Origin of the sequence: Sinorhizobium sp. B11 (genome assembly GCA_039725955.1) — a bacterium.
Classification (GTDB): domain Bacteria; phylum Pseudomonadota; class Alphaproteobacteria; order Rhizobiales; family Rhizobiaceae; genus Rhizobium.
Genome location: CP091035.1, coordinates 283,806 through 298,800, shown reverse-complemented (window position 1 = coordinate 298,800; position 14,995 = coordinate 283,806). Strand labels below are relative to the sequence as shown.

The window sequence follows — 14,995 nt, the reverse complement described above, 5'->3', positions numbered from 1 at the left end:
GCTGGTTTAAGAAGGCCCGCGATATTGTCGATATTGTAAAATCGTCATGGGTTGACACGTGATAACGATCGCTCCTGTCGAAGGAATTGTTACGGTCAAGGCTGGGTTGGGCTGGGCGACGGCCGATGTGGCCATGCCGATAACGAACAGCAATGCCGGTACAATCTTCACACGCGTAGTGTTCTCGTGAGTACATCAGTTGTTGACATCAAGGAGCCACTCCAGCAGTCATAGGTCCCCGAGAAATTCAAACTTCCTGCGCCCCTTTCGATCGTCGGTCTTGACGCAGCGCCCTTGCCTATGATGCGGGGAGTCCGGTGAGCGTGAGTTTGACCATCACGGGGGCCTGGCGAAATCCCGCATAGAGCTGGCCAAGCATTTCCATTTGCTCCCTGAACACTCTCTCATCCAGATCCTTGCCGGCTGAGTGCACGTCCGCAAGGATCTCGGCGCCGGCCATCCTGATATCGATCATCTCGCCGACATAGGGCCTCGAGCTCGTCGATACCTGTCCTGTCGCAGACCCATCGTGCCAGAAACCGGTCGCGGCGCGATCGCATCCCGAAGGCAATCCCGAATCCAGGAAATAGATATGGTCCAGCGCTTTTTGGCGGTTTCTATTGTATTCACGAGGGTAGCTCCTGCCTCGCATTCGCCGTTTCCAGCAAACCGGCGAGCACTGCCGGTTCGATCCGGACAATTCTGCGCAATCGGCTGCCCTGCGAGATGGACGGCAGGTGGATGAAGGTTGCGACCCGTCGGTAGGCAACCCATGAAAGACCCTCGACCGGCTCTTCATCCTGCGTAATCTTGTAATCGCCAGCCGGTTGCATCTTATCAATGAAATCCGGCAGCGCGAATGGCGCGGAGAAATGGACGATGGTATTTGTCGTGCGTACGAGTGACGTGTCCATGGGCATGATGACCTCCAAGCGTGACAGCTGACCGCAGGCCCGATAAAAGTGCGTCCGGGAGTTCAGCCTGATGATCGGAATTCGGAGTAACGGCGGTCCTTAAGTCTCTGACACCAAGCCATCTGGCCAAACGACGACCAGACATCGTTGCGCCTCAAACAGGACGCAACTATAATAAGGTGTCAAAGCTGAACAGGGCCGCGTTTCAGCAGGCGGGCTTCTCCTCAATTTCGTGACGACCGCGTTGAGCTGTCTTGGAAGATTTTCACGGTGGTCACTTCTTATACCCCTCGATCACGGATGGGGGCTACTCTCCATATAATTGTAGCCATCCAAAACCCAAGTTCGGCACGTTCAATGGAGCGACAGCTTTCAGCCGCGCAGCTGCCATCACCCCGGCGTGACGGGGTCCCGTTTCAGCGCCGAGAATACCCGCACTTTCCGTGACTATCGTGGGGCCAAAGTCTCACGTTCGGCGCTCAATTTGCGATGAAGCGCATTGAGTTCGGCGTGCTTCGTTTCCTTAATGTTGGGCGATGCCATTTGAGCGTCCAGTGTTTTGAGCTGCTTAGCGATTTCCGTTAATCGCTCGTCGCTGCCGTTGACCTGTTTGAATTCGATCATGTCAATCTCCTCGCTAATATTCACAAGCTACCCTTTTGACAGCATTAGCAAGCGCTTTATCTGTTTCCCGCTTTCCGACCGATACCCAGTTCCACCACGGAACTTAAACCGGCCGAACCGGTTGTCTGTTCACGGCCGTGTGAACCCGGTCAGAGAAAGAGAAGAACCTCAATGAAAAATATCATCCTGGCCGCGGCGCTCGTCGGAGCCTCGGCGCTGACGGCTATTGCACAAACGACCCCCGCCCCCTCAACCGATGCCGGAACCCCGGCGGTCGCGACGCCGGACACGAAGAACCCGGCCGCACCCGTCGCAGGCGCCAGCAGCTTCACCGAGGCTCAAGCCAAGGACCGGATCGAGAAGGCCGGTTATTCGGAGCTCAAGGACATCAAGAAGGACGACAGCGGGATCTGGATGGCGGCCGGCATGAAGGACGGCAAGGCCGTCATGGTCGCCCTCGACTATCAAGGCAACGTTGTCGCGAAGTAACGCAACTCCAAGAACTCCAAGGATACTTTTATGAAAACCATTACTGGTCTTTTCGACGACTATACCGATGCAAGCTCCGCCGTCAGCGCGCTTGAAGCAACCGGCGTTCCCTCGAACGATATCAGCATCGTGTCCAACAACGCGGACGATCGCCATTCCGACAGGGGGTCGGGTGCCGCGACCGGCGCAGAATCCGGTGCAGGCCTCGGTGCCGTTGTCGGTGGCGCCGGCGGTCTTTTAACCGGGCTCGGCATCATGGCCATTCCAGGCGTTGGTCCCGTGGTCGCCGCCGGCTGGCTCGCGGCAACGGCAGTTGGTGCCGTTGCAGGTGCAGTAGCAGGCGGCGCAGCCGGCGGACTGATCGGGGCGTTAACAGGCTCGGGCGTATCTGAGGACGACGCCAACCTCTACGCGGAAGGGGTGCGTCGCGGTGGTACCCTGGTCACGGCCAAGGTGGATGATGCTCTTGCGCCTGAAGCCGAAGCAATCCTGAAACGTTCGAACTGGGTCGATCCAGCAGAACGCCGGGCTGCCTACAAGGCACAGGGCTGGACACGTTTCGACGACACGCTCGATCCATACGGGCCAGAGCAGATCGAACAGGAACGTAGCCGCTACCGTCGCCCTCCGGCCGCTTGATCACAATTCACGGCTGTCTCCGGGCAGCCGTGAATGCGGTCGGAAATCTGATCCCACAGAAGTTATTCCAAACCCAAGGAGCCAATCATGGCCAAGCAAACCAAAACACTCGACGTCCTGTTTCACGATACCTTGAAGGACGTCTATTTCGCCGAACACAAGATCGTTGCGACCCTTCCGAAGATGCATGAGGCCGCCAAGAGCAAGCAGCTCAAGGACGCTTTCACGAAGCATCTCGCCGAAACCAAGGTGCATGTTACCCGTCTCGAAGATGTCTTCAAGCTCATTGGCAAGAAGCCGGAGCAGAAGACCTGCGACGCGATGATGGGCATCGTCAAGGAAGGCGCGGAGATCATGGAGGAGTATGCCGGCGCACCAGCCCTCGATGCCGGCCTCCTTGCGGCAGCCCAGGCAGTCGAACACTACGAGATGTCACGCTATGGGACGTTGCGTACTTGGGCGCTCGAGTTGGGCATGAAGGATGCCGCCAAGCTCCTTCAGACGACGCTCGACGAAGAGCAAGCGACCGACCTTGCTCTGACGTCCATTGCGACGAAGGTCGTCAATCAGAATGCCGAGAAGGCTGCCTGAATCTGACGCAGCCGCGTTACGGCCGGTCACTGCCCGGCGTTGCGGTGACCGGCCAAGGCAATTCGGACAGCTAAAGGAAGGACCGCTCCAATGACCGAATTTCAGGTTATTAGGATCGTCAATGCACTTCAACGAAAGATGGAAAGAGCGCGCGTCCGTGGGCGGCGACAGCTACCGGGGATATGATAACATCGGCCTGCATGCCCTATGAGCTGCAGGGCCAGATCACGGAGTTGAACAAGATTGTCGCCGAGACCAGTTCTTCCTATCGAGATGGTGTCGAACAGGCGACAGCTCGACAGGATGCCGATCTCAAGGATTTGAAGGCTACCCTGAAATACGACTAGGGACAGCTGCGCTCAACCGAGAGAATTCTTGGTCGTCGGCCTCACCTCAGACCTCAGTCGTCGCCGCCGGCCACCTGCGCCGATCCAATCGATGATTTGCATCTCAATGTCCTTCCCGAAAGCCAAATCCATGACACCGCGAACCCTCCTTCAATTCTTCCACTGGTACTATCCCGATGGCGGCTGTCTCTGGAAAGAAGTGGAAGACAAGGCCGAAAGCCTTGCCGCCATGGGCGTCACCGACGTTTGGCTGCCGCCGGCCTACAAAGGCGCGTCGGGCGGCTATTCGGTCGGGTATGACACCTATGACCTGTTCGATATCGGTGAGTTCGACCAGAAAGGGTCGGTCGCCACGAAGTACGGGGATCGCGCCGCGCTGCAAAGGGCCTGCCATAGCCTCAAGAACAACGGTATGCGTGTCATCCATGATGTCGTCCTCAATCATAAGATGGGCGCCGACGAGAAAGAGCGTGTCAATGTTCGTCGCGTGAACGAAGAGGACCGGCTTCAGATCGAGGACGAAGAGTTCGATGCGCTCGCCTACACTCGCTTTAGCTTCCCTGGGCGCCGGGACAAGTATTCGAACTTTATCTGGGACATGACGTGTTTCAGTGGCGTCGATGTCATCGAGCAACCCAACGAAAAGGGCATTTTCCGCCTCGTTAACGAGTATGGCGACGGCGAGTGGAACGACGAGGTTGATGACGAACTTGGCAACTTCGATTTTCTGATGGGTGCGAATGTCGAGTTCCGAAACGCAGCAGTCAGCGAGGAACTCAAACACTGGGGCCGATGGCTTCCTGACCAGGTGCCTGTCGACGGCTTTCGACTCGACGCGGTCAAGCACATCCCCGCCTGGTTTTTCAAGGATTGGGTCGGCCACATGCGCGATCAGATCAACCCGGACCTGTTCGTGGTCGCCGAATACTGGCATCCGGATATGGACGTCCTGAAGAACTATCTCGATCTCGTGGACAAGCAATTGATGCTCTTCGACGTGGCACTTCATCATCGCTTTCACGAGGCATCGCTTGCCGGTGAGGCCTTCGATATGCGCACGATTTTTGACGGATCGCTCGTCTCCACAATGCCCGAACATGCGGTCACCATTGTCGACAACCACGACACGCAGCTTGGGCAAGCACTCGAGGCGGCGGTGGAACCCTGGTTCAAACCCCTCGCCTACGCGCTGATCCTTTTGCGCGAACAAGGCGTGCCATGCATTTTCTATCCGGATCTCTACGGCGCCCAATACACAGTTGAACAGGACGACGACAGCAAGACCGACATCCACATGCCGGTCATCGACAGCCTCTCAAAACTGATCGAGGCGCGTGCACGCTTTGCCAACGGGCCTCAGACCGATCTGTTCGATGATGCCTCGTGCGTCGGTTTCGTACGGCATGGCAGCGCGGAAGCGCCCGGCTGCGTCGTCATCATGTCGAACGGCGGACCAGCCGAGAAAGTGGTGAGCGTCGGTATCGAGCACCGCGGCGTCACTTTCATGGATTTTCTTGGCCATCACGGGGAACAATCACCATCGACGACGCAGGTCAGGCGACTTTCCCGACAAATGGCGGCAGCCTGAGCGTTTGGGTACGTGTGGATGGCAGCTGAAACCGCTAGACCTGCGCCCCGACGGAACGAAAGCTCCGAACCCTGTGGCGCTCGCTTGTAATTGTGCAGTGCAGCATTACATTACACTGACGGGGCGTCATCAGACATTCCGGGCCAACCGGAGCATCTCTTTATGCGCAGCATTTCCGACACGATCGAACGCCTGGCGCGCTACCGCGCGATGCCACAGCCTGATTCTCCAAGCAGCGCCTTGAAGAAACTGAAATCTCACGCGAAAAATCCGGGCAATCTTTCGGCTTGGTACCAGGTGCCAGACGATGGACAACCTGCTCCTGCGCTGGTCGTCGTGTTACATGGATGCACACAAACTGCATCAGGGTATGATCAGGGTTCGGGCTGGTCAAAGCTAGCCGATGACTTTGGATTTGCGGTTCTCTTCCCTGAGCAATCACGGGAGAACAACGCAAACCTCTGCTTCAACTGGTTTGTCGAAGCCGATATAGCGCGCGACCAAGGTGAAGTGCGCTCGATCCGGGAGATGATCGAAAGCATGGTTTCCGATCACGGCGTCGATCCCAAGCGGGTCTACGTCACGGGTCTGTCGGCCGGTGGCGCGATGGCGAACGCGCTGCTTGCCGCTTATCCGGAAGTGTTTGCAGCGGGGGCGATCATCGCCGGGCTTCCGTACGGCACGGCGTCGACAGTCCCGCAAGCCTTCGATCGAATGGGCGGACATGCCCTTCCGTCGGCTTTAGCTCTTCAGGGCATCCTCCGGTCCGCCTCAACGCACAACGGGCCATGGCCGACTGTGTCCGTCTGGCATGGCACATCGGACCGTACGGTCGACGACGCGAACGGACGTGCGATTGTTGATCAGTGGAAAGGCGTGCATGGCGTCACAGAACCCGTTTCTGATGTCGCTGCCGGGCATGAACATCTCATTTGGAAGGACAGTTCGGGGCGTGACGCGATCGAGTTGTACAGGATTTCCGGCATGGGTCATGGCACGCCTCTCGACGTTTCGAGCGGCTACGGCGAGAGCAGGGCTTTCATGCTCGACATCGGCATTTCATAGACGCAGACGATTGCTCGTGATTGGGGTTTGACCCCATCATTTGAGCGGCGGCAAAAGAAGAACCTTTCGGCGCCGGCGCAGATAGCCCCGCATGACGTTGGTACAAGCGACTTTGTCCGAACGACAATCGAAAATGCCCTGCGCAGTGCAGGCCTGATGAAATAAGTTCCCGGCGCTGGCGGATAGGAACATCTTCTCACCGTCAGGATCAGCCGGCGGCCTTGAGGCCTTCAAAAGCTTCTTTAGCACCATTGGCGGATACCGGCATGCGGCTGTGCCGATGCAGCATCGGTCGGACCATCACAAGAGCATGCCGGCAGAGCTGCCTGGCAGCGCCACCGCGATGGGTGTGATCGAGGAAAAAAGATGGCGTTGCACTCACGCCAAATTCGGAGGATCGACGGACGTCACTTTGTCCTTCTTGATCGTCACCTCATCCTCCACGCGGCCTATGTCTTATTGCAATGACTTCCCGCCGCCGAAGCTCTAAGAGGAAAGCTCATAGAAGGAGCGATGCCATGGATGATCTCCAGGTAGACCTGCAGGCCATCGGCCAGATGGTCGAGGTACCTACGATCCTCGAAGTCATCTGCAAGACAACCCACATGGGCTTTGCGGCCGTCGCTCGCGTCACCGACAGCCGCTGGCTTGCCTGCGCGGTACTCGACAATGTCGATTTCGGGCTGAAGGCTGGCGGCGAACTCAAGGTCGAATCGACGATTTGCCACGAGATCCGCCAAAGTCATGATCTTGTAGTCATCGACGATGTCGATGAAAGCCCGCAATACCGCAACCATCACACGCCTGCGATCTACGGCCTGAAAAGCTACATTTCCGTTCCGATCATCCGTCGTGACGGAAGTTTTTTCGGAACGCTCTGTGCCATCGATCCGGCGCCTCACAAGGTCGACAATCCCGAGACGATCGGCATGTTCCGGCTCTTTGCCAAGCTGATTGCGGGTAATCTGGATAACAATGCCGATCTTGTCCAGGCTCAGGTCGAGCTTGCCGAGGAGCGCGAGCTCTCTGTCGTTCGAGAGCAGTTCGTCGCCGTGCTTGGACACGATCTGCGAAATCCAATTGCTTCGATGATGGCGGGAATCAGGCGCTTAGGTCGCACGGAAGAGATGAGGTTGGAGGACCGCAACGTTCTTGGTCTTATGCAGTCGAGTGCCATCCGTATGCGCGATCTCGTCGACAATGTGCTTGATTTCGCCAGAGCGCGCCTCGGCGACGGACTGAAGTTAGACGTCGTTTCGGAGGCGCCGCTACGTCCCGTTCTGGAAAATGTTGTCGAGGAGATCCGATCGGTCCATCCGCATCTGGATATTCGGAGCAATTTCGAACTAGATCGCGACGTCCGTTGCGATCATCCCCGTATATCCCAACTTCTTTCGAACCTGATCGGGAATGCGGTTACGCATGGCGACAGCGCAAAGCCAATTCAAATCGGTGCGACGACAACTGGAGGTCGCCTAGAGCTCTGGGTCGCCAACGCTGGCGAACCAATTTCAGACCAGGTGAAGACAACGCTGTTTAGGCCGTTCTTCCGCGGTGAAGTCAGAGGCAGCCAACAGGGTCTCGGGCTCGGATTGTACATAGCAAGCGAGATCGCCAGGGTACATGGCGGGAAGCTTTCCGTTACGTCGGACGACTCAGAGACCCGGTTCATATTCACGATGCCTTTACAGTCAGCCAGTGGACGTCTCTCAAACGGCTAACGCGCCCTGCACCAAGTGTCAGCTCTTATCTCGGGTCTTGCTTGCTCCATGTGGAAAGTGCTCTTGCAGTGCTTCGAGAAGGGTCTCGGCAGAAAACGGCTTTTGAACAAAACTTGCATTGCTCGGGAGATCACCCTCTTTGGGCATCCTTGCTCCCGATGCGACGATCACCTCTATATCTGGCCACCGCTCGGCGACCTTCCTGGCCAATTCGAAACCATCAAGATCTCCACCGGTCTGCACGTCGGTAAACAGCAGCTGGAGGGAGTTGTATTTTTCGAGAAAAGCGAAAGCCTCGTCGGCCGTAACCGCCTCTACGACGTAATATCCAGCTTCTGAAATGAAGTCGGCGGTATCCATCCGTATCAATGGTTCGTCATCCACGACGAGTGCGATCGGTTCGGCGATCTTGTCGAATAGGTCTTTATCCATACTCGCTAACACGATCCATGAGGGCTTGTTCCAAGCTTCTGATATAATAAAAAAATAACTGGACGTGTTTGAGATGATGCAAATCGAGGTGACAGAGATTTCCCATCCTTTTATTGCCAATGCGCAAGGGTTTCTTGTGTTGGAACCAGCTTGCTGAGGACGCCGGCCATGCCCGCCCGGCAGTTTCAGAGACAGTACAAAGACCCCGCGGACCAGACGTTGCATGTGAGATGGAGCAGTTCTTCTCTGAGCCCCGCTACGCTTCACAGGGAAATGTAGCTGCAAGTAACGTCAGCCGGATCGGCGAGCGCATTGCATCGGGACCCTTTGTTCCACTGCTTGGCCTAGGTCTGTGGCGCCGTTATTCGTCACCGCTGAGAAAGTGTCCGATGGCAGCAAGCGGTCGTATTCCATCGCAGACGATTTTGGTTATGGCCAGCATCGGTACTGAGAGGAAGGCCCCTGGCACCCCCCACATCCAGAACCAGAAGATCAGGGCTATGATCACCAAGACCGGATTGAGGGTGAAGCGCCGGGCAAGCAGCATGGGTGTGATGATTTCGCCTTCGACGACATGGATCCCGAAATAGAGCGCCGCCGGCAGAAGGGCGAGCCACAGCGTATCGGTCACCAAAAGGCCGGCCAGCAGAAAAATCCCCACACCGAGGAGCGGGCCCATGATCGGAACGTAATTAAGAAGGAACGCTGCGACACCCCACAGAATTGGATCACCAAGTCCGGTCAGCCACATGGCTATGCCCGTGGCGAAACCGACGGCGGCGTTCATAAGGGTGATAGTTACGAGATAGGCCGATATGTTCCTCTCTACATCCTGGGACAACTCAACGACCTGCCTTTTTTCCTTGAAGTTCGGGAGAATTTCGACGGCGCGTTTCAGAAATGTACTTCCGGAAACGAGCAGAAAGAACAGGATCAGGATCGTCTCGAAAAAGCTGGCGGCAAAGTGGGTCGTGCCAGCAAAAAGCGTCGCAGCAATCGTGGAACCGGAGCCCGCGTTCGCTTCCGCACCGTCCTGTATAAAGCCGTCGATTTTGTGCAGAAATGTCTGCAACGCCTCGATGGGTTCGTTCAGGAACTTTAGTCGCTCCTGCAATCTGGGAATTCCCTCGGGCAATTTAGCAGCCCACTCGGTCGCCGGGCCGGAAATCGCAGCTCCGATGCCGACGATGGCGCCGAAGACCAGGAGGATGAGAACGAGGGCCGCAAGACTCCGCGGAACGCGGAGCTTCTCCAGCACCCGCATGCCTGGCTGGAATAGAAGTTTGAGCACCAGCGCTAATACGATTGGGAGAACTATTTCCGCTGCCAGATAGGCGAGGCACAGCGTGGCGAACGCCACCAATACTGTCAGAAGCACCACGATTGGATCAGAAGGTAGATCGAGAGATCTGACCCGGACATCTGAGACGGGCTTTAACTCCTCTGTCGAGCCAGCTGATTCGGCCCTGATATCGACGTTCATGAGTCTCTCCATTGCGAAAGCCCGAACACGACAGTTCCGTCCACAGTCCGGCTACGGCAAACATCCCCGCGCTTGTGCGAGCGGCCCCTCGGCCTCTCTTAACAGAACCAGACGGGTGGTTAAGTGTTCCGCTTTTTCCGTCAGACATGACGCGTACCACTTTCGGCCGCTCTTTAAGCAAGGGGCTTGTTTTCTTTCATTGGGAAAAGGTGACGAAGCTGAGTAAACTCCTTTAAATTGCATAATATTTATGATACACCTTTGACATCGAGTGAATTTGCGCACTTCCCCAAGTGCAAGTTCGGAAGAGGCAGGCAATGCATGGCCCGTAGTCGCCTGCGTGATTGGTTGATACCCGACTGCAGGAGGGTGTCACCCCTCGCCCTCCTACTCCTTTCAAGGCGGCAATTAGCGCTGGCCGAAAGCTTCACCGTCACAAAATTTTTACAAGCCCTGAGTAAAAAATCGCGATCTGACACAAAAATTTTTGCGTGTGCTGATGCTGCACTATTGGCGGGAGAAGGGCTCTTTATTCCTAACTCAGAGACCCTTCTCCGTTTTTCTACAAACGCACAATCGGCGCCAGCTCTTCTCGACCTTTCCTAGGGTCGTTTCCCGGCTCCTCCCCCTTGTCGCTAGATAGCACCGACCTATTTGGTGAACCCGTTTCGGACTTGTTCGAGTGAGGATGGAAGAGCCATGTTGTGGTGGATCTTGTACGTTTACCTCTCCTTGCAGGTTTTTATTGCTGCAGGGATTTTGCTGTTGCTTTTGAGGGCCAAGCTGAAGGCATCCGACAGAGTGGGCAACGCCCCGTCAGCGCAGATGCAGCATGAGGATCAGCAGCAAGCCTACCAATGATCAGAGCCCGATCTCGGCACCCGGCCACGTGTCACGATAACGAAGCGATGGATCACCAAAGCGGAAAACCACGCGTTGCGTCAACTTCCACGAGAGTTTTCTGCCTAGGACGCTGGAAAAACGCTGATCTTTTGTTAAATCTCACTGCCTTTCCATCATGCCGCGAAGCTTCCATGCCTCGCTGTCTTTGATGCCGGTTCCGACCGATCCGACATACACCAGATCAGCCTCGAGCTACACTCGATTTGACGCAGCGTGAGTAACGCGGGCCGTTCATCGGCGCCTGGGGCGAATGTGATCGTCGAGCATTATTGCAACCACTAGGAGCCGGATGGGACCCGCTGCCCCGAATGGGGCTGCTACGGCTTCGAGGAGAGCAAGGCGATCACCCTCTGGTATCGTCGCGAGCATCAACCCCTGAATTATCGGGGCTTGCCACCGCACGGGAATCGGCATGCTAATTGAACTTCAGCCAATGCCGGAGGCAGCTACCGCCCCTAAGCCTGGGTTCGTTTGCGCGGTCCACCAACCTGCATGTTGAGTGACTGATTAATTTATCTTCAGCCAATGGCGGATGGCAGACACCGTTCCATCTCCGATATTGGCACGATAGCTCCGATCGTCAGCCCGGCGAACGCTATGGGACCGGAGATCCCGACGCCGAGGGTTTTCATCCGCTTCCACTTTTCAAGGGCTGGCTGGACCGCGGCATGGTTCCTTTCGACGGTTTCCTTTAGTGTTTGATTTCCTCGCGGATCTGAGCATCAACCTCGCCGCTCATCGCCACCGTTGTATCGAGATGACTGATCTGCTTGGCTTGGCGGTCAAGCCTTGCTTGGATGACTGCCCTGCTTTCGCGGGCGTTTTGCTTCTCCTCCTGGAAATCTTCTCTAATCCGCTTCACGCCCTCTTTGACGTGGCCCAGCGCGTGAAGGATGTCGTCGTTCGATGCCATTAAGCCCCGCCCCTGCCCTTTCAATTCCATTTCGACCGGACAACGCCGACATGCGGATCATGAAAAGCCGCGCTATCGGCGCCTTGGAATATTTGTATTGCTTCACAGTTGAACGGTCGGATCGCCCGGCAAGTCTATCAACCCAGACTCTATTGCCCAGCAGGCGTTGTGATCCACTCTTGTTGATCCCGGAAACTCGCCCGCCTCGGCGGGCATCTTTTCGCGTCGAGCTGCCCGGTCCGCGGATTTCGCAGTCACCTCTGCGGTGGACTTTTTTGGGGATGGGTCGTAGCATAGGCCATCATCAGTTGTTTGAACCGTTGGCGCTGGTGGCTCAGTGTTTTGACGTGCACCCGCTGACCGAACAGGAACGGGTGCACTATGCTAGCGCAATCCCACTCGACAACCATTTCCACCCTGAACAGTCTTGCGCGCCGCTACGTCAAGTCAGAAGCTGATGCAGCCCGACTTGCCGAGCGTGCGCTTCAGATGGTTTCCGAGGATCCATCCCTACTCGATGGCTCCGATATCGATAAGGCACTGTTTCATCTCGTTCACAGGATCGCTCGACAAGATTTCGAAATACCGAGAGCTTCTCAGTTGAGCTAAGACCTGTCGAGCAATTCAGCGGCTGTGCTTTTAAGGATGTCTACCGTGCTCACCGGCGCGTTACCAGCAACAGCAGCTTCTAGGAGCGCTGCGGCTTTTTCGGCAGCCCTGTCGTCCCCCGGTAAGGGATAAACCCTCCGGGCGTCACGAAGTTTCTCAACCAATTCTGTAACGTCGGCTCCCATGCGACGTTGAACCTAGCTACATCACCAATGTTCCCAAGATTGATGACCGTCATAAGACCATTGTGAAGCGCGCTGGTCAGCGCAGCTTTCAGGGCTTTCGGCCCCCCGGATTCGACTGTTAGACGATTTTCCGGGATCGTGCTTTCCTCCGGAAAAATAGGAGGAAGATGAAATCGCTCCATACCGCAGTACGGATCTTATGCGCGATGGGCAGTCACATTTGTTTGCTAATTCGGCCTGCTATCCGCGACTCGGGTCATGTCTAGTGCCGAGTTCATCGAGATGATTACGGCCGGGCCAGGCGCGATGGCAACGACTCAAATTTATTCGCCGACAGGGAACAAACTGATCACGTGTAAGTCATTATATTGGGATCGCGTGGCGGCATATCCTGCCCTTCCCTCTGTTAGCCCTGAGGCCGCGTGATCCCACCAATCAAAGCCGAATGTCATTCCTCGACCTCACCAAGGCAACCGGCGTCGTTGTCCGATCGGACCGTACCTGTTCATGTTGACGGATTGCTTTAGGTCATTTTGATAACTTGCTTTAGACCGCAGACATTTCGTCACTATTCGTGGCCGGCCTCGCGTTTTCTGGTGGATTAGTGTGGAACCCCTAAATCCCGCTACTTGAAACGCGGGGTCGGCACCAAGCACCCGCTCTAACCCCGCAGACAGGTCTCGCTCGCGTCGCCCGAAAGGGTTATTGACGTAACTAATCACAGCCGCACCTGTTGAGTCGCGAATCAGTAGAGCGTGAGGTGATGGAATGGCCGAGCTCGGAGTCTCGCCCGTCCCTATCAGAAAAATTTCGGTCCAAATCGAAGGGCCCGGATACCGAGACGTTTCCACTGTCTCAGACCTTACCGCGCTCCTGATGTCCGGCAAATGGCCGAAGAAGGCCGGCAACACCACATTCCAGCGCGCGCTCGCCCTTTGTTCACCGCTATGGAAAATCAGGGCGGCGGCGCTTCGGCGAGAAAAGCCTTCGTCGATGCGGCTCGAGATGCCAGAATCACCCTGATGCCGGACGACGCGCCGAAGGCCCGAAGCGTTCCCCGCACCGCGTCGTAAAACCCGGCGCAGCGATCGTTCTTCAGATCTTCCCCATCCGCGATGAACTCCCATCGCAGTTGAGTATTTCGCGGCTTGTCCGTCAGCAACGGGTAGGCCCTCTGCATGCCGGCAGCTCCGGGAGGATTACCGCCGCCTGCCCTTTGTCTCAGCGGCTGCATCGAGGCGCTTTTGATCCTTTCCGATACAGCCATTCAACATCATGGTAGCCCACAGTGGGCTATCGTCGCTAGCGTCTTCAGCAATGGCCTTCTCCAGCTTTTGTTGCGTTTCCGCTTTGAGCCGCAGGGCGGCATCAGCGCGTTTGCGGTACTCTTCGGTGATCAGCGCCGCTTCCGTCGCGCGACGACGTTCCTCGCCAAGCTGCGAGGCTAGTGTGTGCCGTTCAAACTTCGTCACATGTCAGCTGTCGCGAGCTTCACTTGCTGGGCCGCATGGGTGTGAACCCGACCCGGCGGTGAGATCGCCAAGGATCGGAATGCTCGGCAAGAACGGTATGCGGTGCGCGCCGGGGATGCCTTCCTCGTAGAGCAAGAGGCCGATGAACAAGACGCCGCCGATTCCGATCAGGCGGCCTATGTCGCTGATGACGGCGCCAATTGTTGCGAGCATCACCGGCTCCCAGTGTCATTTGGATTGAATGGGCGGTCAGGAAACTCGTAAGGTTCCAGCTCGCTACAGGGATGCGGCTCCCGGTCCTCTTCGAAGTACCGATACGGGCGAGCTCTACCGGTGCGCCAGATCGGGGCTACATCTTGGGCCGTGGCGAATCCAGTATACCCGAGCACCAAGATCCCGATGAGCATCATCCACCCGTAGGCGATCGTCTCATTGACGCGGGTAGCCGTGGCATGTTCTGCGAGGTCAGTAGCCCGCCGGCGTCGTATTCCTGTCTGAGCGCCTCTGACAACGGACGGAACGCCGCCGGATCGATATGCAGCGCGTTGATCGCACCCTCGAAGTCCCTCGCCTCAAGCTCTGCCACCACGCCGCGCAAGATGATCTCGCTCTTGATGTTGTCGATCGCGTTGAGGAATGCCTTTTCGAGAACCCGGCGAGAGTTTGTCGACGAGATCTAGGATCTGCTGGCGAAGGGTGGCCATCTGGGTTATCTTTCGCCAGCGCAGGAGATATTGACAATGTCAATCATAAAAGTCCGCGACAAATCAAAGACGGTGTTGTTCAGCGAACGCTGTCCCCGGCTGAAGAGTGTCGTGACAGCCGTGCCACTGCCCTCCTATGTCGAGCACAACGGCAAGACCTATAGCGCCCACATGTCTCGACCTGTTTTCTTCAGCAGAAGCGGGGCGGCGGAATACTATTACGACCTCAGACCGATTGAGATGATTTACGAGCTGGAAGCCTCCGTCTGAGGTTTCTCGCCCTTGTCTGCCTTTTCCGGGGCTGGCTGCTCTTCCT

Annotated in this window: 15 protein-coding genes and 3 pseudogenes; 9 read left to right on the top strand and 9 right to left on the bottom strand. The window is 56.6% G+C overall.

Going from position 1 to position 14,995, the window contains the following annotated elements:
• Positions 1 to 298: 298 nt before the first annotated feature.
• The 3 genes from LVY75_34555 to LVY75_34545 form a co-directional block, all read right to left on the bottom strand.
• Positions 299 to 475, bottom strand: a complete 177-nt coding sequence (locus tag LVY75_34555) for a hypothetical protein (protein ID XAZ25921.1) — start codon at positions 473 to 475, stop codon at positions 299 to 301.
• 151 nt (positions 476 to 626) lie between these two features.
• A complete protein-coding gene (locus LVY75_34550) occupies positions 627 to 920 on the bottom strand; it encodes a hypothetical protein (GenBank protein XAZ25920.1) in 294 nt (97 codons plus the stop codon).
• A gap of 441 nt (positions 921 to 1,361) precedes the next feature.
• Positions 1,362 to 1,538, bottom strand: coding sequence for a hypothetical protein (locus LVY75_34545; GenBank protein ID XAZ25919.1), 177 nt, complete (start codon positions 1,536 to 1,538; stop codon positions 1,362 to 1,364).
• Positions 1,539 to 1,709: 171 nt separating this feature from the next.
• On the opposite strand from LVY75_34545, the gene LVY75_34540 reads away from it, so the two are divergent.
• The 7 genes and pseudogenes from LVY75_34540 (at position 1,710) to LVY75_34510 (ending at position 7,978) form a co-directional block, all read left to right on the top strand.
• Entirely contained in the window at positions 1,710 to 2,027 is a 318-nt protein-coding gene (locus LVY75_34540; protein XAZ25918.1) for a PepSY domain-containing protein, read from the top strand.
• Between the two features lie 30 nt (positions 2,028 to 2,057).
• Entirely contained in the window at positions 2,058 to 2,666 is a 609-nt protein-coding gene (locus LVY75_34535; GenBank protein ID XAZ25917.1) for a hypothetical protein, read from the top strand.
• A gap of 87 nt (positions 2,667 to 2,753) precedes the next feature.
• Positions 2,754 to 3,257, top strand: coding sequence for a DUF892 family protein (locus tag LVY75_34530; protein XAZ25916.1), 504 nt, complete (start codon positions 2,754 to 2,756; stop codon positions 3,255 to 3,257).
• A 200-nt stretch (positions 3,258 to 3,457) separates the two neighbouring features.
• Entirely contained in the window at positions 3,458 to 3,604 is a 147-nt protein-coding gene (locus LVY75_34525) for a hypothetical protein (protein ID XAZ25915.1), read from the top strand.
• A 130-nt stretch (positions 3,605 to 3,734) separates the two neighbouring features.
• Positions 3,735 to 5,221 (top strand): annotated as a pseudogene (amyA, locus tag LVY75_34520) (alpha-amylase).
• A 133-nt stretch (positions 5,222 to 5,354) separates the two neighbouring features.
• Positions 5,355 to 6,422, top strand: a pseudogene (locus LVY75_34515) (PHB depolymerase family esterase).
• A gap of 353 nt (positions 6,423 to 6,775) precedes the next feature.
• The gene (locus tag LVY75_34510) at positions 6,776 to 7,978 is read left to right on the top strand and encodes a GAF domain-containing sensor histidine kinase (GenBank protein ID XAZ25914.1); all 1,203 of its coding nucleotides are present in this window, start codon (positions 6,776 to 6,778) and stop codon (positions 7,976 to 7,978) included.
• 18 nt (positions 7,979 to 7,996) lie between these two features.
• Here LVY75_34510 and LVY75_34505 read toward each other — a convergent pair whose 3' ends face one another.
• Positions 7,997 to 8,635, bottom strand: coding sequence for a response regulator (locus LVY75_34505; GenBank protein ID XAZ25913.1), 639 nt, complete (start codon positions 8,633 to 8,635; stop codon positions 7,997 to 7,999).
• Between the two features lie 136 nt (positions 8,636 to 8,771).
• Positions 8,772 to 9,893 carry an AI-2E family transporter gene (locus tag LVY75_34500; protein XAZ25912.1) on the bottom strand — a complete coding sequence of 374 codons (1,122 nt, stop codon included), beginning with the start codon at positions 9,891 to 9,893 and terminating at the stop codon, positions 8,772 to 8,774.
• A 699-nt stretch (positions 9,894 to 10,592) separates the two neighbouring features.
• On the opposite strand from LVY75_34500, the gene LVY75_34495 reads away from it, so the two are divergent.
• A complete protein-coding gene (locus tag LVY75_34495) occupies positions 10,593 to 10,754 on the top strand; it encodes a hypothetical protein (GenBank protein ID XAZ25911.1) in 162 nt (53 codons plus the stop codon).
• Between the two features lie 549 nt (positions 10,755 to 11,303).
• Here LVY75_34495 and LVY75_34490 read toward each other — a convergent pair.
• The 4 genes and pseudogenes from LVY75_34490 to LVY75_34475 all read right to left on the bottom strand — a co-directional run bounded on the left by LVY75_34490 (position 11,304) and on the right by LVY75_34475 (position 14,188).
• Positions 11,304 to 11,709: pseudogene (locus LVY75_34490) on the bottom strand (DUF1515 domain-containing protein).
• 1,749 nt (positions 11,710 to 13,458) lie between these two features.
• A complete protein-coding gene (locus LVY75_34485) occupies positions 13,459 to 13,683 on the bottom strand; it encodes a hypothetical protein (protein ID XAZ25910.1) in 225 nt (74 codons plus the stop codon).
• Positions 13,684 to 13,702: 19 nt separating this feature from the next.
• Positions 13,703 to 13,975 carry a hypothetical protein gene (locus tag LVY75_34480; GenBank protein XAZ25909.1) on the bottom strand — a complete coding sequence of 91 codons (273 nt, stop codon included), beginning with the start codon at positions 13,973 to 13,975 and terminating at the stop codon, positions 13,703 to 13,705.
• 3 nt (positions 13,976 to 13,978) lie between these two features.
• The gene (locus tag LVY75_34475) at positions 13,979 to 14,188 is read right to left on the bottom strand and encodes a hypothetical protein (protein ID XAZ25908.1); all 210 of its coding nucleotides are present in this window, start codon (positions 14,186 to 14,188) and stop codon (positions 13,979 to 13,981) included.
• Between the two features lie 527 nt (positions 14,189 to 14,715).
• Here LVY75_34475 and LVY75_34470 point away from each other — a divergent pair.
• Positions 14,716 to 14,949 (top strand): hypothetical protein, encoded by a 234-nt coding sequence (locus tag LVY75_34470; protein ID XAZ25907.1) that lies wholly within the window; start codon positions 14,716 to 14,718, stop codon positions 14,947 to 14,949.
• Positions 14,950 to 14,995: the final 46 nt, after the last annotated feature.

What these genes read in the sequence shown, in the direction of transcription:
- LVY75_34555 (XAZ25921.1), bottom strand. Translation starts at nt 475, where the DNA reads ATGATCGATATCAGGATGGCCGGCGCCGAGATCCTTGCGGACGTGCAC.
- LVY75_34550 (XAZ25920.1), bottom strand. Translation starts at nt 920, where the DNA reads ATGCCCATGGACACGTCACTCGTACGCACGACAAATACCATCGTCCAT.
- LVY75_34545 (XAZ25919.1), bottom strand. Translation starts at nt 1,538, where the DNA reads ATGATCGAATTCAAACAGGTCAACGGCAGCGACGAGCGATTAACGGAA.
- LVY75_34540 (XAZ25918.1), top strand. Translation starts at nt 1,710, where the DNA reads ATGAAAAATATCATCCTGGCCGCGGCGCTCGTCGGAGCCTCGGCGCTG.
- LVY75_34535 (XAZ25917.1), top strand. Translation starts at nt 2,058, where the DNA reads ATGAAAACCATTACTGGTCTTTTCGACGACTATACCGATGCAAGCTCC.
- LVY75_34530 (XAZ25916.1), top strand. Translation starts at nt 2,754, where the DNA reads ATGGCCAAGCAAACCAAAACACTCGACGTCCTGTTTCACGATACCTTG.
- LVY75_34525 (XAZ25915.1), top strand. Translation starts at nt 3,458, where the DNA reads ATGCCCTATGAGCTGCAGGGCCAGATCACGGAGTTGAACAAGATTGTC.
- LVY75_34510 (XAZ25914.1), top strand. Translation starts at nt 6,776, where the DNA reads ATGGATGATCTCCAGGTAGACCTGCAGGCCATCGGCCAGATGGTCGAG.
- LVY75_34505 (XAZ25913.1), bottom strand. Translation starts at nt 8,635, where the DNA reads ATGCAACGTCTGGTCCGCGGGGTCTTTGTACTGTCTCTGAAACTGCCG.
- LVY75_34500 (XAZ25912.1), bottom strand. Translation starts at nt 9,893, where the DNA reads ATGAACGTCGATATCAGGGCCGAATCAGCTGGCTCGACAGAGGAGTTA.
- LVY75_34495 (XAZ25911.1), top strand. Translation starts at nt 10,593, where the DNA reads ATGTTGTGGTGGATCTTGTACGTTTACCTCTCCTTGCAGGTTTTTATT.
- LVY75_34485 (XAZ25910.1), bottom strand. Translation starts at nt 13,683, where the DNA reads ATGCAGAGGGCCTACCCGTTGCTGACGGACAAGCCGCGAAATACTCAA.
- LVY75_34475 (XAZ25908.1), bottom strand. Translation starts at nt 14,188, where the DNA reads ATGCTCGCAACAATTGGCGCCGTCATCAGCGACATAGGCCGCCTGATC.
- LVY75_34470 (XAZ25907.1), top strand. Translation starts at nt 14,716, where the DNA reads ATGTCAATCATAAAAGTCCGCGACAAATCAAAGACGGTGTTGTTCAGC.